Annotated in this window: 17 protein-coding genes; 10 read left to right on the top strand and 7 right to left on the bottom strand. The window is 70.6% G+C overall.

Annotated features, from left to right (window positions below; translation table 11 throughout):
- Positions 1 to 113: 113 nt before the first annotated feature.
- Positions 114 to 1,694, top strand: coding sequence for a D-alanyl-D-alanine carboxypeptidase/D-alanyl-D-alanine endopeptidase (gene dacB / locus HNR73_RS02210; protein ID WP_184785503.1), 1,581 nt, complete (start codon positions 114 to 116; stop codon positions 1,692 to 1,694).
- Here dacB and HNR73_RS40590 read toward each other — a convergent pair.
- Positions 1,691 to 2,992 (bottom strand): sensor histidine kinase, encoded by a 1,302-nt coding sequence (locus HNR73_RS40590; RefSeq protein WP_203686099.1) that lies wholly within the window; start codon positions 2,990 to 2,992, stop codon positions 1,691 to 1,693. The two genes, dacB and HNR73_RS40590, sit on opposite strands and share 4 nt — an antisense overlap.
- Before the next feature lie 20 nt (positions 2,993 to 3,012).
- The gene (locus tag HNR73_RS02200; protein WP_203686101.1) at positions 3,013 to 3,708 is read right to left on the bottom strand and encodes a response regulator transcription factor; all 696 of its coding nucleotides are present in this window, start codon (positions 3,706 to 3,708) and stop codon (positions 3,013 to 3,015) included.
- 213 nt (positions 3,709 to 3,921) lie between these two features.
- On the opposite strand from HNR73_RS02200, the gene HNR73_RS02195 reads away from it, so the two are divergent.
- Both HNR73_RS02195 and HNR73_RS02190 read left to right on the top strand, forming a co-directional pair.
- Positions 3,922 to 4,764: a DUF6042 family protein gene (locus HNR73_RS02195; protein ID WP_311677066.1), complete on the top strand. Its 843-nt coding sequence runs from the start codon at positions 3,922 to 3,924 to the stop codon at positions 4,762 to 4,764.
- A 77-nt stretch (positions 4,765 to 4,841) separates the two neighbouring features.
- Complete coding sequence (locus HNR73_RS02190; protein WP_203686103.1) at positions 4,842 to 5,621, top strand: TetR family transcriptional regulator; 780 nt, start codon at positions 4,842 to 4,844, stop codon at positions 5,619 to 5,621.
- Positions 5,622 to 6,062: 441 nt separating this feature from the next.
- On the opposite strand, the gene HNR73_RS02185 is transcribed toward HNR73_RS02190, so the two are convergent.
- Positions 6,063 to 7,103, bottom strand: a complete 1,041-nt coding sequence (locus tag HNR73_RS02185; RefSeq protein ID WP_184785499.1) for a hypothetical protein — start codon at positions 7,101 to 7,103, stop codon at positions 6,063 to 6,065.
- A 196-nt stretch (positions 7,104 to 7,299) separates the two neighbouring features.
- On the opposite strand from HNR73_RS02185, the gene ccrA reads away from it, so the two are divergent.
- From ccrA to HNR73_RS02160, 5 genes are read left to right on the top strand one after another with little or no spacing between them, the layout of a single operon-like run.
- Positions 7,300 to 8,691 (top strand): crotonyl-CoA carboxylase/reductase, encoded by a 1,392-nt coding sequence (gene ccrA / locus HNR73_RS02180; RefSeq protein WP_184785498.1) that lies wholly within the window; start codon positions 7,300 to 7,302, stop codon positions 8,689 to 8,691.
- Positions 8,688 to 10,724, top strand: coding sequence for an ethylmalonyl-CoA mutase (locus tag HNR73_RS02175; RefSeq protein WP_184785497.1), 2,037 nt, complete (start codon positions 8,688 to 8,690; stop codon positions 10,722 to 10,724). Before ccrA ends, HNR73_RS02175 begins: the two co-directional genes overlap by 4 nt.
- Entirely contained in the window at positions 10,715 to 11,674 is a 960-nt protein-coding gene (locus HNR73_RS02170) for an HpcH/HpaI aldolase/citrate lyase family protein (protein WP_184785496.1), read from the top strand. Before HNR73_RS02175 ends, HNR73_RS02170 begins: the two co-directional genes overlap by 10 nt.
- Position 11,675: 1 nt before the next feature.
- A complete protein-coding gene (locus HNR73_RS02165; protein ID WP_184785495.1) occupies positions 11,676 to 12,197 on the top strand; it encodes a MaoC family dehydratase in 522 nt (173 codons plus the stop codon).
- Positions 12,197 to 13,390, top strand: a complete 1,194-nt coding sequence (locus HNR73_RS02160) for an acyl-CoA dehydrogenase family protein (protein ID WP_184785494.1) — start codon at positions 12,197 to 12,199, stop codon at positions 13,388 to 13,390. Before HNR73_RS02165 ends, HNR73_RS02160 begins: the two co-directional genes overlap by 1 nt.
- A 292-nt stretch (positions 13,391 to 13,682) precedes the next feature.
- Here the strand turns inward: HNR73_RS02160 and HNR73_RS02155 are convergent, their stop codons facing one another.
- The gene (locus HNR73_RS02155) at positions 13,683 to 16,454 is read right to left on the bottom strand and encodes an ATP-binding protein (protein WP_184785493.1); all 2,772 of its coding nucleotides are present in this window, start codon (positions 16,452 to 16,454) and stop codon (positions 13,683 to 13,685) included.
- An 89-nt stretch (positions 16,455 to 16,543) separates the two neighbouring features.
- Between HNR73_RS02155 and HNR73_RS02150 the strand changes: the two genes are divergently transcribed.
- Positions 16,544 to 17,299, top strand: coding sequence for an SDR family oxidoreductase (locus HNR73_RS02150; RefSeq protein ID WP_184785492.1), 756 nt, complete (start codon positions 16,544 to 16,546; stop codon positions 17,297 to 17,299).
- Positions 17,300 to 17,361: 62 nt separating this feature from the next.
- Here the strand turns inward: HNR73_RS02150 and HNR73_RS02145 are convergent, their stop codons facing one another.
- A complete protein-coding gene (locus tag HNR73_RS02145; protein WP_184785491.1) occupies positions 17,362 to 18,027 on the bottom strand; it encodes a peptidoglycan recognition protein family protein in 666 nt (221 codons plus the stop codon).
- Positions 18,028 to 18,091: 64 nt separating this feature from the next.
- Complete coding sequence (locus HNR73_RS02140; protein ID WP_184785489.1) at positions 18,092 to 18,877, bottom strand: lysozyme; 786 nt, start codon at positions 18,875 to 18,877, stop codon at positions 18,092 to 18,094.
- Positions 18,878 to 19,171: 294 nt separating this feature from the next.
- On the opposite strand from HNR73_RS02140, the gene HNR73_RS02135 reads away from it, so the two are divergent.
- The gene (locus HNR73_RS02135; protein WP_184785487.1) at positions 19,172 to 19,477 is read left to right on the top strand and encodes a thiamine-binding protein; all 306 of its coding nucleotides are present in this window, start codon (positions 19,172 to 19,174) and stop codon (positions 19,475 to 19,477) included.
- Here the strand turns inward: HNR73_RS02135 and HNR73_RS02130 are convergent.
- The gene (locus tag HNR73_RS02130) at positions 19,474 to 20,061 is read right to left on the bottom strand and encodes a non-canonical purine NTP pyrophosphatase (RefSeq protein ID WP_184785486.1); all 588 of its coding nucleotides are present in this window, start codon (positions 20,059 to 20,061) and stop codon (positions 19,474 to 19,476) included. The two genes, HNR73_RS02135 and HNR73_RS02130, sit on opposite strands and share 4 nt — an antisense overlap.
- Positions 20,062 to 20,178 lie beyond the last annotated feature (117 nt).

Here is a 20,178-nt window from a genome sequence, read left to right as displayed (position 1 = left end):
CGTCGAATGAGACGAACATCACCCCCTTAATACGGGCTCGGCAACAAACGCGAACACGTGTCGCCGTCGTCGAGAGGGGTGACAACCGTCCAGGTCGATCGGAGATGCCCGACATGAAGAGAAACCTGCTCGTCAAAGTGCTGGTGCCCGCCCTCGTGGCCGCCGGGTCCGTGGCGTTCGCCGTGAACTCGGCCGGCGCCGACCCGTCCGACGACGCCCGGCTCGTCGAGATCATCGACCAGATCCTCACCGACGCGCGCCTGTCCGGCGCGCAGAGCACCGTCCAGGTCCGCGACGCCGCCACCGGCGAGACGATCTACGACCACCAAGGCGACCGCGCCGGCATCCCCGCCTCGAACATGAAGCTCCTGACGTCGGCCGCCGCGATGAGCATCCTCGGCCCCGACCACCGCTTCACCACCGACGTACGCGGCGACGGCACCGTGCACAACGGCGTCCTCGACGGCGACGTCTACCTACGCGGCACCGGTGACCCGACCATGATCGACGCCGACTACGACGCGCTCGCCGCGAAACTCGCCGAAGCCGGAGTCACCTCCGTGACCGGCGACCTCATCGCCGACGACACCTTCTTCGACTCCCGCCGCCTCGGCCTGGAATGGGCCTGGGACGACGAGCCCTACCAGTTCGCCGCGCAGGTCTCGGCGCTGAACATCTCCGGCTACGACACCGACTACAACGCCGGGACGATCTTCTTCGAGGTGTCGCCGGGGAAGGTCGGCGGACGACCCAAGATCAAGATGGATCCGCCGAACAAGTACATCCGTGTCTCCAACACGGCCAAGACCGTCGCCGCCGACGGCGAGAACGACATCTGGATCGAACGCCGCCACGGCAGCAACATCATCGACGTGTCGGGCACGATCCCCGTCGGTGGTGAACCCGCCGCCGACCTGCCGTCGGTGTGGGAACCGACCGGGCTCGTCGCCGAGATCTTCCGCACGGCCATGAGGAAGCACGGCATCACCGTCGACGGCCGCACCCGCGTCGGCATCAGCGCCCCCGAGAACGCGCCCGTCCTCGCCGCACGCGACTCGATGCCGTTGTCGGAGATGATCGTCCCCTTCATGAAGTACTCGCTCAACAGCCACGGCGAAGTGCTCGTCAAGGCCATCGGACAGGCCACCGCCGGAGAAGGCACCTGGGACGCGGGCATGGGCGCGATCAACGCCTACGCCGCGACCAAGGGCATGGACACCGACAAGTACGTCGCCGAGGACGGCTCCGGAATGACCCGCAGGACCTACATCCCCACCGCCGAGATCATGGACCTGCTCGTCGCCATCCGCGCCGAACCCTGGTACCCGACCTGGGAGGCCTCACTCCCGATCGCGGGCAACCCCGACTACCTGACCGGCGGAACCCTCCGCAACCGCATGCGCGACACGCCCGCCGCCAACAACGTCCACGGCAAGACCGGCTCCATGACCGGAGTGTCCTCGCTGTCGGGATACGTCACCGACGCCGACGGCAGACTCCTCGTCTTCGGCGTCCAGCTCAACCACCTCGTCACCCAACTGAGTGTCAAACCGATCGAGGACCAGATCGCCATCGCACTCGCCTCGTACAGCAAGAACGCCGAAGGACTCGCGGCAACGGCCGTGCCGACGGCGACCGACCCCGGGTACCCCACGGACGTCGAGTGCTCATGGGTGATGCCGTCAGTGTGTTAAGTGGTTCTGTTCGCGGGGAGGGCGACGGTCACCACCGTCCCCTCCCCCTCCTTCGACTCCACCGTCACGACCCCGCCGTGCGCCTCCACCACCTGCCGCACGATCGCCAGCCCCAGACCCGAACCCGGCAGACCGCGCGCGGACGGCGCACGCCAGAACCGATCGAACACACGCGGCAACTCTCCCTCCGCGATGCCCGGGCCGTCGTCGGCGATCCGCAACACGCCCCCGTCCAGCCCGACCCGGACGTGCCCGGACCCCGCGAACTTCGCCGCGTTGTCCAGGAGGTTCGCCACCGCACGCGCCAACCGCTCCGGCACCCCGTCGACCACCGTCGCCTCCACCGCGACCGTGAACTCCACGCCCGGCCAATGCCTCCGTGCCGTGTCCACGCAGTGCTCCACCAAGGCGTCCAGCCGCACGTCCTCGACGTGGCGCTCCCCGTCGTCACCGCGCGCCAGCTCGATCAGGTCGTTGACCAGCCCGGTCAGCTCGACGCCCTGCACCCGCAGGCTCTCCGCCAGCCGCACCGCCCGCTCCGGCGGCAGTTCACCGCGTGCGAGCAGGTCCAGGCCGGCGCGCAGGCTCGTCAAGGGCGTGCGCAGCTCATGCGAGGCGTCGGCGACGAGCCGCCGCTGCGCTCGCAGGGCCGCGTCGAGCTCGTCGAGCATGGTGTTGACACTGGCGCCGAGACGGGCGAGCTCGTCGTCACCGCGCACGTCGATGCGGTGGGCCGGGTCGCGGGTCGCCGCGATCGTCTCGGCCGTGCGGGTCAGCTCGGCGACCGGGCGCAGGCTCGTGCGCGCCACCAGATAGCCGAGGAGCGCGGCGAGGAGCACCCCGGCGGCCCCGGTCAGGCCCAGGGCGACGCCGATGCGGGCGAGGCCCCTGTCGACGGAGTCGGCGCGCACGGAGACCTGTACGGCCCCTCCACCGGACACGGGCGCGATGTAGCTGCGCACGGGATGCCCGTCGAGGGTCGAGTCCCGGTAGAACGCCGCACGGTCGCCCGTGGCGACGTCCCGGGCGCCGGGCGCGACGGCGGGCTGGTTCGCGTCCGGTTCGGGCGTGACGGTGCCGTCGGCGGCCACGAGCTGGACGCAGCCGGGTGAGGCGAGCCACAGGCACTCCCCCGCGTGCACCCAGGTCCCCGCGTCGACCTGGCGGGCGACGTTCGTCGCGGCCCTCCGCAGGCTCAGGTCGAGTTCGGCGTTCAGTTCGTGGCGGGTTACCAGGTAGGCCGCCGAGAGCGCCAGGATCGCCACGATCGCCGCGGCCAGCGCGGCCGTGACGCTCACCCTCGCCCGGATCGAACGGTTCACCCGGGGCCCAGGCGGTAGCCGAGCCCTCGGACGGTGCGCACGACGCGTTCGCGGCCGCCGTTTTCGAGTTTGCGGCGGACGTAGCCGATGTACACGTCGAGGGAGTTCGAGGTGGGCCCGAAGTCGAAGCCCCAGACCTGCTCGGTGAGCACTTCTCGCGTCACGACTCGCCCGGCGTTCGCCACGAGGATTTCCAGGAGCGCGAACTCGGTGCGGGTGAGTTCGATCTCCTCGCCGTCGCGCCACACCCGCCGTTCGGACGGGTCGAGGGTGACGCCCGCGTGGGAGCGCGTCTCGGCGGCCGGGTAGGCGCGCCGGAGCAGCGCGCGGACGCGCGCGAGGAGCTCGTCGAGTTCGAAAGGTTTGGCGAGGTAGTCGTCGGCGCCGGCGTCGAGCCCGGCCACGCGGTCGCCGACGGCGTCGCGGGCGGTGAGCATGAGGATTGGAACTCGATCTCCGCGGGTACGAAGACGTCGGCAGACTTCGAGGCCGTCGGCGTGAGGCATGAGCAGGTCGAGCACGACGACATCCGGCGGCCACTCGCCGAGCGCGGCGAGCGCGCGGGATCCATCGGGTTCGGCGCGCACTTTGTGCCCGGCGAGTTCGAGTGCGGTCACGAGCACTTCGCGCACGGCCGGGTCGTCGTCGGCCACGAGAACGCGGGTGGGGCGCTGCGTGCCGGCGGATGTCACATCCAGGGACGGTACCCTGGTAATACCGCAGGTGACAGGACCGTCACCGTATTCTCAGACAAGTCTCATACAGCCGCGTGCCGACGAGGCGAACGCGGTCCACAATGGAGACAGGTCGGTGGCCGGATCGACGGCCACGTCGCACGTGCACTACACCGCGAGAATCTTCAAGCTTTCACCGTGTACTGATCACTACGCAACGTGGGGGTCGAGATGGCGAGGCGGAAAGACCCGAACGGTAACGAGTGGATGGCGTCCGGCTGGTTCCAGGTGCTCCCGATGACGCAGGGTCAGTGGCTGTGGCTGCTGCTGCGTGGGGCGACCGGCAGTGAGGCCGACGGCGACCTCGACGCGCTGGTCGCGCGGGGTCAGCGAAGTGGCGAACGCTGGTTCGACAACGCGACCGGTGGTCTGGAGGGCCCGATCTTCTGGGGTTTCTCGACCGACGAGCAGTGGCGTACCAGTGAGATCGACGCTTCCGACCGGCAGCGGAGGGAACGCTGTGTCGGCGCGCTCGGGCGGCTGGGGCTGCGCGAGCCGCGGACGGTCCGGGATCTGGCACTGCTGATGGGCAGGCTGGGGTTGTGCCGTCATGAGGTGGTCGGTGGGACCGAGCGGTGGCGGATACCGCAGATGCTTCCGCTGCCGTCAGAGGTGCTGCCGATGGATCCGGAGTGGGAGCGCGAGTCCGATGAGGGCCGCTGGCAGTATCAGATCGCGGCGATCGCCGGGGAGCTGGCGGAGCTGTTCACCGAGGATCTCAACAAGCCCGATGAGGTCACGACGACCATCACGGAGCTGGCGAGGCTCATCGAGCGTGACACCGAGGACGTGCGGCACGGGCTGGTGGACTTCGCGGTGAATCCGCTGGTCTTCCTGTCGAGCGCGACGATCGTCTCGTTGACGGTCGACACGCCCGAGGGGCTCGTGCACGCCGATCCGGAGCGTCTGGACGATGACGAGTCGTTCCGGATCTCCTTCGACTGGGCGGCGCTGGCCGAGCGGCGGCTGCGTGTGCACCGGCTCGATCCCGAACACCCCAGCGATCCGGATTGACCTCCCCCGACCTAGGCTCGCTGTTGGTAAAGGTTCCGTCCGGCGCGAGCCCGGGCTGGGGAGGCTGGAATATGGCTGTGCGTGATCAGGTCGGCGACGCCCGTCGCGGATCGAGTGGCGAGGATCGCCAGCGCCGGACCCGGCAGCAGATCGCGGCCTCGGCGCTGGCGTTGTTCGCCGAGCAGGGGTATGCCGACACGACCGTGGATCAGATCGCGGCTTCGGCGGGTGTGGCGAGGCGGACGTTCTTCCGGTACTTCCCGGGTAAGGACGACGCGATCTTCCCGGATCATGACGAGACGCTGGCCCGGGTGGCGGCGGTGCTGGACGGTGCCGAGCCGGGCGAGGAGCCGTTGTCGGTGGTGTACCGGGGCATTCGCGAGGTGTTGCGGATGTACGCGGCGGATCCGAAGGCCTCGGTGGCGCGTTATCGCTTGTTGCGCGAGGTTCCGGCGTTGCGTGAGCGGGAAATCGCCGTGGTCTCGCGGTACGAGAGGCTGTTCACGAGGTATCTGCTCGATCACGCCGATCGGGTGCCGGTCGATGATGTCGACGCGCCCTTGCTCGCGGAGGTCGCGGCGGCGGCGATCGTGGCGGCGCACAATCACGTGCTGCGGTTGTGGCTGCGGGCCGGTGGCGACGGGGACGTCGAGGCGCGGCTGGAGCGTGCGGTGGGGACGGTGCGGCGGCGGTTCGTGGGAACGAACGGGTCGGCGGTTCCGGTGGGGGGTGACCGGGTGAACGGCGAGCTCGCGGGCGGGGGCGCGTCGGTGCCGGGGACGGTGGTGGTCGTGGCGCGGACGGATCTGGATTCGGCGGAGGTCGCCGAGCGGGTCCGCCGCGCACTGGAGGGGTAGGTCGCGGGCCACGGCGACGGCGGGATGTGGACCGGGCCCGTCCTCGTGGAGGACGGGCCCGGTATCGCTTGGCGGACTCGCGACGGAAGACTCACTCACGTGGCCGGGACCGGCGCCGGCGGGCCGCAGCGGTCTCGCTTGAGCGAGTCTCGCCTCGCGGCCCGGCCTCGCGGGGAAACCGGTACCCGCCTCAGGAGCGCGAGTTCCGCCTCACGGCCCACCCACGCGGGGAACCCAGGACGCGGCCCCGACAGTGAGCCTCGCTTCGCTCGACCCCCACGCCAGGAACCCAAGACGCGGCCCCGAGAGCGTGAGCCTCGCTTCGCTCGACCCCCACGCCGGGGACCCGGCACCGGCGGCGGGCCGAGCCCGATCCCCTACCCGCAAGGCGGTTTCGTTCGCGCCGCCCAAACCAGCCCAGCCCAAACCAGCCCAGCCGGCTCAGAACTCGACGGTGTACTTCTTCTCTTTCGGCGCCTTGGTGATCTTCGGCTTGAGTTTCTTGCTGCCGTCGATGACCTTGATGTCGCCGCTGGGTTTGAACACGATGTCCACGGCGGCGGTCTCGGGTGCCACCTCGAACACCATGGAGTAGGCGATCATCTGGTTCTGCTTCTCGCCGGTCTCGGTCTTGGTGGCCTTGACGGTGCTGTCGCCGACTTTGAGGGTGAGGGATTTGGCGGGGTCGAGGACCCAGTCGATGTCGACGTTCTTGCCTTTCCAGAGGTGCTGGAAGGTGAACTGGACTTCGATCCAGAGTTTCCCGTCGGGGGCCCATTCGTAGCCTTCGGCCCAGGCGGTGCGGGCGAGCTGGAATTCGGTGCCGGTGCCGAAGGTGATGATCCACTCGTCGGTTTCGGCTTTGACTTCCTGGTCGTAGGGCCCGGCGTTGCCGTAGGAGGAGAGGGTCGGGGCGACGAGGAGGGCGGGGACGAATTCTTCGTGCACACCGTCGCGGAGGTTGACGCTGAAGCGTTTTCCGGCGTCGGTGACGACGAGTTTGGCGGGGGCGCCTTCTTGGGCCATGGCGACGATGAGTTCGCCGGGCTCGGGGACTTCGTCGAGGTCGACGGTGCGGTCGCCGAGTTCGAGTGCGGCGGTGGCGCCGTCGCGGCCGCTGAGGGCGGCTTCGGCGGTGTACTCGGGGGAGATCTGGAAGGTCATGACCTCGTACCCGGGGGGCGCGGTCAGGGGGCCTTCGAGGCCGAGTTCGGCGGCTTTGGCCGCGTCGATGTTCTTGGCGAACTGGGCTCCGCCGACGGCGAAGGCGAAGTGCGGTCCGACGAGCGCCGTCTGGGCGACGTCGAAGGTCTTTTCGAGCGGGAGGGCGCCGGCGGCGTCGGTTTGTACGAGCGTCCCGAGCGGCGAGGCGATCGTGGGGGGTCCCGACGGCGAGCAGGCGGCCACGGCGACTGCCGCGGCGGCCGTGAGCACGGCTACGCGAAGGGAGCGGGATGCGGTGGAGCGGGTCGTCGGGAGCACGGGCGAAATCTTAATACCCGGGCCGACGTCCTGCGACTTCACGTGGGTGCGCGCTAGGTCTCAAAGCGGTGTCAAATTTCTGGCACGGAGTGTCTTTACAAAGGCATCGCGTGCCATTATCGTGTTACTCACGAGTAACGAACTGTGCCCCGCGTCACACTCGGACGCAGGAGGCCACGGATTTCGGGAGGTCATCGTGCAGGAAATCCTTGAGGCGATCCGCTCCGCGGACACCACGCCCGCGCAGTTCGCGTCCATTCCGGTGCCCGAGCACTACCGGGGGGTGACCCTTCACCGCGACGAGGCCGGCATGTTCGAAGGCCAGCCCTCGGCCGACAAGGACCCGCGCCGCTCGCTGCACCTCGACGAGGTGCCCGTCCCGGAGCTCGGCCCGGGCGAGGCCCTGGTCGCGGTCATGGCCAGCGCCATCAACTACAACACCGTGTGGAGCTCGATCTTCGAGCCGATCCCCACCTTCGCCTTCCTCAGCCGCTACGGCCGCATGTCGCCGCTCGCCAAGCGGCACGACCTGCCGTACCACGTCCTGGGCTCCGACCTGTCCGGCGTCGTCCTGCGCACCGGCGCCGGCGTGAACAACTGGAAGCCCGGCGACCAGGTCGTCGCCCACTGCCTCTCCGTCGAACTGGAGAGCGCGGAAGGCCACGACGACACCATGCTCGACCCCGAGCAGCGCATCTGGGGCTTCGAGACCAACTTCGGCGGCCTCGCCGAACTCGCGCTGGTCAAGACCAACCAGCTCATGCCGAAACCGGCCCACCTCACCTGGGAGGAGGCCGCCTCCCCCGGCCTGGTCAACTCGACGGCCTACCGCCAGCTCATCTCCGCCAACGGCGCGGCCATGAAGCAGGGCGACAACGTCCTCATCTGGGGCGCCAGCGGCGGCCTGGGCTCCTACGCCGTCCAGTACGCGCTCGCGGGAGGCGCGACACCGGTGTGCGTCGTGTCGTCGCCTGAGAAGGCCGCCCTGTGCGAGGCGATGGGCGCCGAAGCCGTCATCGACCGCTCCGCCGAGGACTACCGCTTCTGGCTCGACGAGCACAACCAGGACCCGAAGGAGTGGAAGCGGCTCGGCGCGCGCATCCGCGAACTCACCGGCGGCGAGGACGTCGACATCGTCTTCGAGCACCCCGGCCGCGAGACCTTCGGCGCCTCGGTCTTCGTCGCCAAACGCGGCGGCACGATCGTCACCTGCGCCTCGACCTCGGGCTACACCCACGAGTACGACAACCGGTACCTGTGGATGAACCTCAAGCGCATCGTCGGCTCGCACTTCGCCAACTACAAGGAGGCCTGGGCCGCCAACCGGCTCATCGCCAAGGGCCGTATCCACCCGACGCTGTCGCGCTCCTACAAGCTCGAACACGCCGGGCAGGCCGCCTACGACGTGCACAAGAACCTCCACCACGGCAAGGTCGGCGTCCTCTGCCTCTCGCCCGAGGAGGGGCTGGGCATCACCGACCACGAGCTGCGCGCCAAACACGAAGCGGCGATCAACAGGTTCCGCGCCAACGGGACGCAGGACGCCGCCGCCGTGCCCGCTCCCGCCCTGGCCGGGCAGAGCGGATGAGCACCGAACGCGACGAACCGTGGCTGATGCGCACCTACGCCGGCCACAGTTCGGCCGCGGCCTCCAACGCGCTCTACCGCCGCAACCTCGCCAAAGGCCAGACGGGCCTGTCGGTGGCCTTCGACCTGCCGACGCAGACCGGCTACGACCCCGACCATCCGCTGGCGCGCGGGGAGGTCGGGCGGGTCGGCGTCCCCATCGCGCACGTGGGCGACATGCGCGAACTCTTCGACGGGATCCCGCTCGACGCGACGAACACGTCGATGACCATCAACGCCACCGCGATGTGGCTGCTGGCGCTGTACCGGGCCGTCGCCGCCGAACGCGGCGCCGACGTCGCGAGCCTGGCCGGCACGACGCAGAACGACATCGTCAAGGAGTACCTCTCGCGCGGGACCCACGTGTTCCCGCCGGGGCCGTCGCTGCGGCTCACCTGCGACCTGATCGCCTACACCGTCGCCGAGATCCCGCGCTGGAACCCGATCAACATCTGCAGCTACCACCTCCAGGAGGCCGGGGCGACACCCGTGCAGGAGATCGCGTTCGCGCTGGCGACGGCCGTGGCGGTCCTCGACACCGTCCGCGACTCCGGCCAGGTCGACGACGCGGGCTTCACGCGGGTCGTCGGGCGCGTCTCCTTCTTCGTCAACGCGGGCGTGCGCTTCGTCGAGGAGCTGTGCAAGATGCGCGCCTTCGCGCGGCTGTGGGACGACATCACCCGCGAGCGCTACGGCGTGACCGACGCCCGGCACCGGCGCTTCCGCTACGGCGTGCAGGTCAACTCGCTCGGCCTGACCGAGGCGCAGCCGGAGAACAACCTGCCCCGGATCGTCCTGGAGATGCTCGGGGTGACCCTGTCGAAGGGCGCGCGAGCGAGGGCGGTGCAGTTGCCCACCTGGAACGAGGCCCTCGGGCTGCCCCGGCCCTGGGACCAGCAATGGTCGCTGCGGGCCCAGCAGATCCTCGCCTACGAGAGCGACCTGCTCGAACACGGCGACCTCTTCGACGGCTCGATCGTCGTCGAGGCGAAGGTCGACGAGCTCGCCGCCGAGGCGCGGGCCGAACTCGACCGGATCCTCGACATGGGCGGCGCGATCGCGGCCGTCGAGTCGGGGTACCTCAAGTCCTCGCTGGTCGCCGCGCACGCGCGCAGACGGGCGCGGATCGAGTCGGGCGAGGAGAAGGTCGTCGGCGTCAACTGCTTCGAGACGACCGAGCCGAGTCCGCTGACCGCCGACCTGGACACCGCCGTGCACCGCATGGACCCGGAGGCCGAACGCGCGGCGGTCGCACGGATACGCGAATGGCGCGCCGCCCGCTCGGCCGCCGACGTCCGCACGGCCCTGGCACGGCTCGCGACCGACGCGCGCAGCCCCGGCGTGAACCTGATGCCGGCGACGCTGGCGTGCGTGGAGGCGGGCGTCACCACCGGGGAGTGGGCCAGGACGCTGCGGGAGGTGTTCGGCGAGTACCGGGCGCCGACGGGCGTCGCCGCCGCTCCCGTGACCGTCCCGGAGGGTTCGCCGCTGGCGCGGGTCCGCGACCGGGTGCACGCCACGGCCGCCGAGCTCGGCACCGGTGGACTGCGTCTCCTGATCGGCAAGCCGGGCCTGGACGGGCACTCCAACGGCGCCGAGCAGATCGCCGTGCGCGCCCGCGACGCCGGTTTCGAGGTCATCTACCAGGGGATCCGGCTGACCCCGCGGCAGATCGCGGCCGCGGCGGTCGCCGAGGACCCGCACTGCGTCGGACTGTCCATACTGTCGGGAGCGCACACCGAACTGGTGCCGGAGATCCTGCGCCTGCTGCGTCAGTCCGGCGCGGGCGACCTCCCGGTGGTCGTCGGCGGCATCATTCCCGCCGCCGACGCCGCTCGCCTGCGCCGGGCCGGGGTGGCCGCGGTGTACACACCGAAAGACTTCGATCTCACCGAGATCATCGACGCCATCGTGACCGAGATCCGGCGCGCGAACGGCCTGCCCGCCACGACACGGGCGGCCGCGACGAAGGGAGTCCCCGCCTCATGTCCGTAGATCGCCATCGCCCCCGACGGTCCTGTCTGGCCGTACCGGGATCCAACCCGAGGTTCCTGGAGAAGGCCCAGGGCCTGCCCGTGGACCAGGTGTTCCTCGACCTGGAGGACGCCTGCGCCCCCGCGGTGAAGGAGAGCGCGCGCGACCTGATCGTCAAGGCGCTCACCACCGGGGACTGGACGGGCAAGACCACCGTCGTGCGGGTCAACGACCTCACGACCCATTGGACGTACCGGGACGTGATCACCGTCGTCGAAGGCGCCGGGGACCGGCTCGACTGCGTGATGCTGCCGAAGGTGCAGGACGCCACCCAGGTACGGTGGCTCGACCTGCTGCTCACCCAGATCGAGAAGACGATCGGGTTGCCGGTGGGCCGGATCGGCATCGAGGCGCAGATTGAGAACTCCCGCGGTCTGGTCAACGTCGACGAGATCGCGGGTTCCTCGCCGCGCCTGGAGACGATCGTGTTCGGGCCGGCCGACTTCATGGCCTCCATCAACATGAAGTCCCTCGTCGTCGGCGAGCAGCCGCCGGGATATCCCGCCGACGCCTATCACTACATCCTGATGCGCATCCTGATGGCGGCCCGGACCCACGACCTGCAGGCCATCGACGGGCCGTACCTGAAGATCCGCGACGTGGACGGTTTCCGGGAGGTCGCCGCGCGTTCGGCGGCCCTCGGTTACGACGGGAAGTGGGTGCTGCATCCCGGTCAGGTCGAGGTCGCCAACGAGGTCTACTCCCCCGCACAGGACGACTACGACCACGCCGAGCTGATCCTCGACGCCTACGACTGGGCGACCTCCGAGGGCGGCGGCCACAAGGGTTCGGCGATGCTGGGCGACGAGATGATCGACGAGGCGAGCCGCAAGATGGCGCTCGTCATCGCGGGCAAGGGCCGCGCGGCGGGCATGTCGCGGACGTCCGCCTTCACTCCCCCGGAGGCGTGAGATGGGGTTCGGGCGCACGTTCGAGGAGTTCGAGGTCGGCGCGATCTACAGGCACTGGCCGGGCAAGACGGTCACCGAGTACGACGATCACATGTTCTGCCTGCTGACGATGAACCACCATCCCCTGCATCTCGACGCGCACTACGCCGAGGCGAGCACGGAGTTCAAACGGAACGTCGTCGTCGGCAACTACGTGTACTCGCTGCTGCTGGGCATGTCGGTGCCCGACGTGTCGGGCAAGGCCATCGCGAACCTGGAGGTCGAGTCGCTGCGGCACATCGCGCCGACCTTCCACGGGGACACGATCTACGGCGAGACGGAGGTGCTCGGCAAGACGCCGTCGAAGTCGAAGCCCGACCGCGGGATCGTGCACGTCGAGACGCGCGGATACAACCAGGACGGGACGGTGGTGTGCGTGTTCCGCCGCAAGGTGATGGTCCCGACCTACGCGTACCTGGCCGCGCGCGGCGGGGAACAGCCCGGCCGGCCGACGCCGGTGCCGACGGAGAAGGGGAGCCGGTGATGAGGCGGCTGGCGTCGACGGAGGGTCTGAGCGAGGACCAGCGCGACATCCTGGCGACCGTGCGGGAGTTCGTGGACGCCGAGATCCTGCCGGTCGCGACCGAGCTGGAGCACCGCGACGAGTACCCGGCGAAGATCGTCGAGGGCATGAAGGACCTGGGGTTGTTCGGGTTGACGATCGCCGAGGAGTACGGCGGGCTCGGCGAGTCGCTGCTGACGTACGCGCTGGTGGTCGAGGAGATCGCGCGCGGGTGGATGAGCGTCTCGGGGATCATCAACACCCACTTCATTGTCGCGCACCTGCTGGCCCACCACGGGACGGAGGAGCAGCGGGCGCGGCTGCTGCCGAAGATGGCGACCGGTGAGGTCCGGGGCGCGTTCTCGATGTCGGAGCCGGGCGTGGGCTCCGACGTGGCGGCGTTGCGGACCCGCGCACGCCGCGACGGCGCGGACTTCGTGCTCAACGGGCAGAAGATGTGGCTGACGAACGGCGGTTCGGCGAACCTCGTGGCGGTGCTGTGCCGCACCGAGGACGGCGCTGAGGCGCCGCACCGGAACCTGACGGCGTTCCTGATCGAGAAGGAGCCGGGCTTCGGCGAGGTCGCGCCCGGGCTGACGATCCCCGGGAAGATCGACAAGATGGGGTACAAGGGCGTCGACACGACCGAGCTGTTCCTCGACGACTTCCGGTTGCCCGCCGACGCGGTCCTCGGCGGCGCCACCGGACGCGGTTTCTACCAGATGATGGACGGGATCGAGGTCGGGCGCGTGAACGTCGCCGCCCGCGGTTGCGGTGTGGCGATGCGGGCGCTGGAGCTGGCGATCTCGTACGCGCGGCAGCGGCACACCTTCGGGAAGGCCATCGCCGAGCATCAGGCGATCGCGTTCAAGATCGCCGAGATGGGCACGAAGGTCGAGGCGGCCCACCAGATGATGGTCATGGCGGCCCGCAGGAAGGACGGCGGGCGGCGCAACGACCTTGAGGCCGGCATGGCGAAGTACCTGGCGGCGGAGTACTGCAAGGAGGTCGTCGAGGACTCGTTCCGGATCCACGGCGGCTACGGCTTCGCCAAGGAGTACGAGATCGAGCGGCTGTACCGGGAGGCGCCGATGCTGCTGATCGGTGAGGGGACGGCGGAGATCCAGAAGACGATCATCGCGCGGCGGCTGCTGGAGGAGTTCGGGGCGGGGTGAGGTGGGCGGGGGTGCGCGGCAGGCGCGGGCGGCGGGCACTTAGGCACGGGCACGCCGAAGACGCGGACGGGCACGCGAAGAACGCGCTCCCCCACTCACCCCAAAGGGGCCCCAAAAACAATGATACGGGCGAGGTGTGATATTTCGAGACCTCGCGTTCGTCACCGAGACCGGTCGGCGCCCGCTCTCCCTGCGTGCGGGAGCGGGCGCCGGCTCTCGCGATGCGCCGACGCGCGCCCGGGATCAGCGTCCCGGCACGCTGTTCGCGCGACGCGAGAACACCACACCCAGCTCACCCCCCGGCTCTCAACACCCCGGCACGAGCGCGACGCCGCCCCGCCAGCCCCGGCCGCCCCTTCAGGCCGTACGCGCCCGCGATCCCTTCGAGCGCGTAGGCCACCGCCCTCGGGTCCCCGAACCGTCTCGCCGCCGCGAGCCCTTCCCGATGCAGCGCGAGTGCCCGGTCGGCCTCGCCTCTGGCCTCCGCGACGAAGCCCAGCTCGGCGAGGATCAGCGCGAGTCCGGCGTCACCGTCGCGGCGGCGGCACCAGTCGAGCCAGCGTTCGAGCCGCGTCTCGGCCTCGTCGAGGGCACCTTCGCGGCGGTCGATGAGTGCGAGGCCGACGTCGGCGAACTGGGCGGTCCCCTCGTCGCCGGACTCCGTCGCCGCGGCGAGCGCCCGCTCGTGCAGTGCCCGGGCGCGTTCGAGGTCGCCGGTGAGCAGCGCGGTGCGGCCAAGCCGGGCCAGGCCCGGAGCGGTCGGGAGACCGAGTTCGCGGGCGTCGGCGAGCGCCTGGGTGCGCAGTCGTGCCGAACGTTCGTGTTCGCCGGCGATCTCGGCGAGCAGCGCCAGTTCTTCGCGGGCCTGGGACCGCAGCCAGCCGTCGCGGGTGAGCGTCAGCGCCCGGGTGGCGTCCTTCTCGGCGGCGGCGAGGTGCCCGCGGATGGTGGCGCGGCGGGCTCGGGCGACGAGCGTCGCGGCGGTACCCCAGACGTCCGTGGCGGCGCTGTGGGCGATGTCGTTCAAGTCCTCGCCGTTGCCGACGCTGCCGAGGCCGAAGAGGGCGTCGCCGAGGAGCCACGCGGCCTCGGGCCGGGGGTCCTCGGCGTGGGCCTTCGCCGCACGGGCGGGCGGGTCGGGTTCTTCGCCGGCGGCGATGTCGAGCACGGCGCGCCAGGTCCGCGCTTCGGGCCCTTCGGCGGGGGCGAAGGCCCGTCGCGCCTCCGCGCGGCGACCACGCAGGTGCCAGTACCAGGCGAGCACGACGGCGAGCCGCTCGTCGAGGGCGACGCGCAGGTTGGGCGTCTCGGTGTCGAGGACGGCCAGGGCGTCGAGCTGGCCGGGCCCGCGCAGACGGGCGGTCTGCTTTTCGGCGAGCGCGGTGAAGTACGACCGGTGCCGTTCGCGGACGGCGGTCTCCTCGCCCGATTCACGCAGGCGCTCCAGCCCGTACGCGGCGATGGTGTCGAGCAGCCCGTATCGCACCCTCCCAGCACTGTGAACGGTCGTCACGAGCGCCCGGTCGACGAGGCGGGCGAGCCGGGCGCCGTCACCGCAGACCGCTTCGACGGCCCGCGGGTCGGCGCCGCCCGCGAAGACCGCGAGCCGCCGCAGCAGGGCCTTCTCCTCCGGTGGCAGGGGTTCCCAGCTCCAGTCGACGACGGCGCGCAGGGTGCGCTGCCTGGCCGGGGCGTCGCGGGGTCCGTCGGTGAGGAGGGCGAAACGGTCGCCGAGTCCCTCGGCGACGCCGTCGACGCCGAGGCCGCGCACGCGGGCGGCGGCGAGTTCGAGCGCGAGGGGCAGGCCGTCGAGGCGGCGGCAGATCTCGGCGACTCGCTCGTCGTCGGCGCGGGCGGCGGGACCGGCCCGGGCGGTGAAGAGGCGGACCGCGTCGGCCTTCGCCAGTGGCGCGAGGTGATGGACGCGCTCGCCGGTCAGGTTGAGCGGTTCCCTTGAGGTGGCGAGGATCCGCAGTCCGGGCGCACCCCGCAGGAGCTTCGCGGCGAGCCCGGCGACGGCGTCGAGGACGTGTTCGCAGTTGTCGAGCAGGAGCAGGCCGGTGAGGCCGGCGGCGAAGAGGTCGTCGGTGTCCCGGATCCCCAGGGCCGCAGCGACCACCGACGCCACGGCCTCTCCCGGTGACCCGGCGGGCAGTGCGCCCAGTTCGGCGAAGGCGCTGGCTCCGGTGGCGAGAGCCAGGCGGGTCTTGCCGACGCCGCCGGGGCCGTGCAGCGTCACCAGCCGCGCGCCGCCGAGCAGGTCGTGCACGGCGGCGAGGTCGTTGTCCCGCCCGAGCAGTGGGTGCGGGGGCGTCGGCGGGCGCGGGCGGGTCACCGGGAGCAGGGTGGTGTCGTGGGCGAGCATCGCGCGGTGCAGCGCGGCCATCTCCGGACCGGGGTCGAGGCCGAGGTCCTCGCGGAGGCGCTCGCGGTGGTCGGTGAAGCCCGCGACGGCCTCGGCATGGCGGCCCGAGCGGTACAGCGCGAGCAGGTGCGCGGCCCGCAGGCGTTCGCGTCCCGGGTGCGCGGTGACCAGTGCGGACAGGTCGGCGGCGACGCGGACGTGCTCACCGAGTTCGAGGCGTGCCTCGGCGAGTTCCTCGACCGCCGACAGGCGCAGTTCGCCGAGGCGGGTGATCGCCGGGCGCGCGAAGTGTTCGGTGGCGAACTCCGTGAAGGCCTCGCCGCGCCACAGCGCGAGGGCGCCGGTGAGCAGTTCCGCCTTGCCCATCGGATCGGGTGACGCCGACGCGCGGCTGAGCGCGGTCTCGAAGTCGGCGGCGTCGATGTCGGTGGAGAGCAGGACGTAGCCGCGCGCGGTGTGCGTGATCAGGTCGCGACCGACGACCCGCCGTAGTTGCGAGACCTTGACGCGCAGGGCCGCGCGGGGGTCGGCGGGCGGGCCGGCGCCCCACAGGTCGTCGATGAGGCGGTCGACGCCGACGGGTTCACCGGCGTGCGCGAGGAGGTCGGCGAGCAGGAGCCGGACCTTCGTCTCGGGGACGGCGACCGGCGCGCCCGGGGCCGGCCAGACCGCGAGCGGGCCGAGGACCCCGAAGCGCATCCGCCGAGGCTAGCCCGGCCGAAACGATTCCATAACCGGCCGGCCGCAGGCTCGGAGCACGGACAAGGGAAGGAACCGAAGGAGTGGACATGGGAATCTACGCGGGCAAGAAGGCCGTGGTGACCGGTGGGACGCACGGGATCGGGCTGGCGGTGGTGCGGCGGCTCCTCGACGGCGGCGCGGAGGTGCTGCTGACGGGACGCGATGAGGCCAATCACGCCGCCGCGCGGGACGAGCTGTCGGGCAGGGCCGCGCACGTACTGCGGTCCGACGCGGCGGACATGGCCGACATCGACGCGCTCGGGACCGCCGTGGCCGAGCGGCTCGGGTCGGTCGACTTCGTGTTCGTCAACGTGGGCCACGCGCGGATGCAGCCGATCGGGGAGGTCACGGAGGAGGCCTACGACCGGATGTTCGCGGTGAAGGCGAAAGGGGCGTTCTTCACGACGCAGCGCCTCGTGCCGCTGGTGAACCGGGGCGGCTCGTTCGTGTTCACCACGGCGGTGCTGGACGGGTTCGGCTTCGGTGGGACGAGCGTCGCGACGGGCACGGTGGCGGCGGTGCGCGGTTTCGCGTCGGCCTTCGCCTCGGAGTTCCTGCCCTTGGGGATCCGGGTGAACGCGTTGTCGCCGGGCTTCACGCAGACGCCGTCGATGGGCATCGTCTTCGACTCTCCCGCCGACAAGGCGGCCAATCAGGGGATCGGTGAGGAGCTGACGCCGATGTCGCGGCACGCCGACCCGGACGAGATCGCGAAGGCGGCCCTGTTCCTCGGTTTCGACGCGACGTTCAGTACGGGGATCGTGCTCAACGCGCACGGCGGGCTGGCGACGGTCGCGGGCTGAAAGAGCACAGGTGGGAGGCGAGCCTCCCACCTGTGCGTGCCGGGTCTTTCCTTGCCCTACATCTATCCCAGCGCGTCGGCGACGGCCGCGCGCAGCTCGGGCAGCCGGTTCCACAGCCCGCCGGGGCAGAGGGTGTTGTTGAAGTCCTTGTGCCCGTAGATCTCCTGCGGGTTCACGCCGTACTGCTGGCAGATGAACGCGCAGAACTGGACGAGGCTGTTCCACTGGGCCTGCGGCACCGGTGCGCCGAGGTGGTAGGAGCCGTCGTTCTCGATCCCGATGGCCTGTGAGTTCTGGCCGACGCAGTGGGCGCCCTGGATCATCGTCCGCCCGCGCAGAAGCGCCGAGAGGCTGCCGTGGCGGCCTTCGGTGACGTGTCCGCCGCGGCTGTTGGTGAAGTGCTGGCCGGAGTCCATCCAGCCGTTGTCGTCCATGTGCAGGTCCTGGATGTCGCGCGAGTTGCGGAAGGCGTAGTCCAGGGAGAAGTCGGTCGTGTTGGGGAAGGCCGTGTGGTGCACGATGATCTTGTTCGGCCTGCTGTTCACGACGACCGGTGTGCCGTCGGGCGGGCGCGCGCCCCATTCGTCGCACGCGTAGACGCGCGGCTGGTCGACGGCGTCGACGTCGGCCGAGGCCGCCGTCGCGCCGAGGGGGATGCTCGCCGCCGCGGCGATGCCGGTCAGTCCGGTCAGGACGGTGCGGCGAGTGGCGCCGCTCTTGTCGTTCATGGGTTCTTCTCTCCTCATGGGGGTGGGGCGCCCGCGCGGCCGCACGGGCGCCCACCGTCATGCGTCAGGGTGTGTTGTTGGCGAGGGCGATCAGCCGGGCGCGGGAACCGTTGAAGACGTTGCGGTCCACGTTGCCGGCGATGCCGGACACCGATCCGGTCGAGGTGTACTGCCACATGGTGTAGACGGGCCAACCGGCCGGGATGGCCGGGCTGCCGGTCGTGTAGTGCGCGACCCACAGCGGGTTCAGCGAACCTCGGCCGGTCCAGCTGCCGGTGCACTGGTTCCACCAGCTCGCGGCCGTGTAGATCACCACGTCGCGTCCGGTGCGGGACTTGTAGGTGTTGGCGAAGTCGGTGATCCAGTTGCGCATGGACGTCGTCGACAGGCCGTAACAGGTCGCGCCGTACGGGTTCCACTCGATGTCGAGGGCGCCCGGGAGCGTCTTGTCGTCACGCGACCAGCCGCCGCCGCTGTTGACGAAGTAGTTCGCCTGCACCGCGCCGCTGGAGACGTTGGGCCGCCCGAAGTGGTAGGCCCCGCGGATGACCCCGGCGTAGAACGCGTTGGGGTAGTTCGCGTTGAACTGCGGGTCCTTGTAGGTCGTCCCCTCGGTCGCCTTGATGTAGGCGAACTCGATCCCGGCGTTGCGCACCGAGGTCCAGTTGATGTTGCCCTGGTAGTGCGATACGTCGATGCCCTGCGGATTGGCCAGTGCCGACGGGTCGGCCTGGGCCGCGGCCCCGGAGAAACCGACCATGGACCCAACGGCCATGAGGCCTGTCGCGACGAGTGCCAGGATTCGCTGCGTCAGGCGGCGGGCCGCCGGGCGCCGTAATGCCTTGCTCATGAGTTTCGTACTCCTCGCTGAGTGGTGCGGCGCCGCTGCGTCCGGCGCCGGCCCGCCCGGGGGCGAGCGGGCATTACCAGCATCATGGCAGGAAACTACGAACGAGGGAAGGGCGGTAAAACTTTCCGACACTCCACAGTGGAGTTTCATGGGCACGGTGAGTGAAGGCGCGCCGGCGGGCGCCTTCGGCCCCTTCAGGTGGGCTGGCGGGGCCGTCGAACGATCATCCCAAGCCCCCGCAACCCGGCCCCGCGCCGCGTAGGCTGAGTGGATCTCCGACCGAAGGGACCTGTCGTGTCCGCACTCGTCGCTTTCAGCGTGACCCCGCTCGGCGTCGGCGAGCACGTCGGCAAGATCGTCGCCGACGCCGTGAAGGTCGTCCGCGACTCCGGTCTGCGCAACAGCACCGACGCGATGTTCACCCTCGTGGAGGCCGATAGTCTCGCCGAGGTCATGGTCGTGGTGACGCAGGCGATCCAGGTCGTGGCCGCGCAGGCGCCGCGGGTGAGCACCGTGATCAAGGTGGACTATCACCCGGGCCGGGTCGACGGCCTCACCCAGAAGGTCGAGACGATCGAACGGCACCTCGCGGAGGGCTAGTTCGGTTCGCCCAGCCATTTGCCGAGCGAGGCGAAGGCCGATTCGCGGCGCCAGTCGGCGAGCAGCCGGTCGCGGGTCTCGGTGTCGAGCGCGGCGAGGGTCGTGCGCTGCCCGTCGGGGATGAACACGCGCCACAGCTGGGCCCAGATCCCGGCGGCGTTCTCGCCGATCGGGACGGACGCGACCGTACCCGGCCGGCGGGTGCCGGAGAAGGTGCGGCTCGACCCGTCGGCGGCGACGTAGACGAGGACCGATTCGAAGCGCGCGCTGCGCGTGCGGGTCAGGTCGGCGAGGGCGACCACGCCGCGCGCGCCGGTCGCGGCCAGCAAGGGCCGCACGAGGGGCCCGGGGTAGGCGAGCTCGTCGATGATGAAGCCGGAGCCCTCGACGATCACGGGGCTACCGAGGACGCGGTGGGCCTGGCGGGCCTTGTGCGCGGCGACGTCGCCGACGCGGGTCGACTGGATCTCCTCCAGGTCGAGGTTCACGGCCGTGATCTCGACGTCGAGCGCGCGGAGGTGCTCGCGCGCGTCGTCGAGTCTCGCCGCGTTACCGGTCACGAAGGACACGGTGTGCACTGTCATGTCGTACGCCCCCAAAGCCCCCGGCCACGGCGCCGCCGTCCCGCGCGTGTCCGGTATCGGCAGACTAGTCAGTGGCGATCTTCACGGGGTGCAGCCGGGCGCTGGCGTGTCGCCGAT

The sequence above is a fragment of the Phytomonospora endophytica genome, from assembly GCF_014202425.1.
In the GTDB taxonomy this organism is placed as follows: Bacteria; Actinomycetota; Actinomycetes; order Mycobacteriales; family Micromonosporaceae; genus Phytomonospora; species Phytomonospora endophytica.
This window is presented reverse-complemented; position numbering and strand designations above follow the sequence as displayed.

Bases quoted from the DNA above. Each gene is read 5' to 3' on its own strand.
- dacB (WP_184785503.1), top strand. From the start codon at position 114: ATGAAGAGAAACCTGCTCGTCAAAGTGCTGGTGCCCGCCCTCGTGGCC.
- HNR73_RS02195 (WP_311677066.1), top strand. From the start codon at position 3,922: ATGGCGAGGCGGAAAGACCCGAACGGTAACGAGTGGATGGCGTCCGGC.
- HNR73_RS02175 (WP_184785497.1), top strand. From the start codon at position 8,688: ATGAGCACCGAACGCGACGAACCGTGGCTGATGCGCACCTACGCCGGC.
- HNR73_RS02170 (WP_184785496.1), top strand. From the start codon at position 10,715: ATGTCCGTAGATCGCCATCGCCCCCGACGGTCCTGTCTGGCCGTACCG.
- HNR73_RS02165 (WP_184785495.1), top strand. From the start codon at position 11,676: ATGGGGTTCGGGCGCACGTTCGAGGAGTTCGAGGTCGGCGCGATCTAC.
- HNR73_RS02160 (WP_184785494.1), top strand. From the start codon at position 12,197: ATGAGGCGGCTGGCGTCGACGGAGGGTCTGAGCGAGGACCAGCGCGAC.
- HNR73_RS02155 (WP_184785493.1), bottom strand. From the start codon at position 16,454: ATGCGCTTCGGGGTCCTCGGCCCGCTCGCGGTCTGGCCGGCCCCGGGC.
- HNR73_RS02150 (WP_184785492.1), top strand. From the start codon at position 16,544: ATGGGAATCTACGCGGGCAAGAAGGCCGTGGTGACCGGTGGGACGCAC.
- HNR73_RS02145 (WP_184785491.1), bottom strand. From the start codon at position 18,027: ATGAACGACAAGAGCGGCGCCACTCGCCGCACCGTCCTGACCGGACTG.
- HNR73_RS02140 (WP_184785489.1), bottom strand. From the start codon at position 18,877: ATGAGCAAGGCATTACGGCGCCCGGCGGCCCGCCGCCTGACGCAGCGA.
- HNR73_RS02130 (WP_184785486.1), bottom strand. From the start codon at position 20,061: ATGACAGTGCACACCGTGTCCTTCGTGACCGGTAACGCGGCGAGACTC.